Below are 488 nucleotides of genomic sequence, written 5' to 3'. Positions count from 1 at the left end.
GCTGAAAGATCTTTCAGCTCACCAGTAATATCTAAATCTGTGACAATTTGATTAATATCTTTATATTCAAATTGGCAATTAACATTCATTACAGCCGTAAGAATGTCTCGTCCGTGATCAATGATTGTTACTTCATTCCACGTAGGATAATTAATAGTAAGTTCATTATTACTTGCGTATTCTTTCGCTGCTTTATTCAGCAAGTTAGTACAACCAATAAATCCATCCTGACTATTACGTACAAACTGATATTCAGAGTAATGGCCAGCAACAACAAAACTAGATCCATTTTCTTTGATACTAAATTCATCGCCACTTTTGTCTTTATTTACAGAACCAACATGACTTGGAGACGTTGAACATGCGCTCATAAATAGCACACTTAAAACTAATATTACTTTTCTCATTACATTGATACCAAAATGAAAATATATTATCACGAAATGAAATGACCGCATAGGTGACCATAAAAATATAACGCCTGCATA

At 32.8% G+C, this 488-nt stretch carries 1 protein-coding gene; it reads right to left on the bottom strand.

Annotation, left to right across the window (positions count from 1 at the left end; all coding sequences use genetic code 11):
- A partial coding sequence (locus A6E03_RS06670; protein WP_065600474.1) for a hypothetical protein occupies positions 1–371 on the bottom strand: 371 nt, incomplete at its 3' end.
- Positions 372–488: the final 117 nt, after the last annotated feature.

Source organism: Aliivibrio sp. 1S128 (genome assembly GCF_001691065.1).
Classification (GTDB): domain Bacteria; phylum Pseudomonadota; class Gammaproteobacteria; order Enterobacterales; family Vibrionaceae; genus Aliivibrio.
The sequence above is the reverse complement of the archived record's forward strand: the minus strand, read 5'-3'. Positions and strand labels throughout refer to the sequence as shown.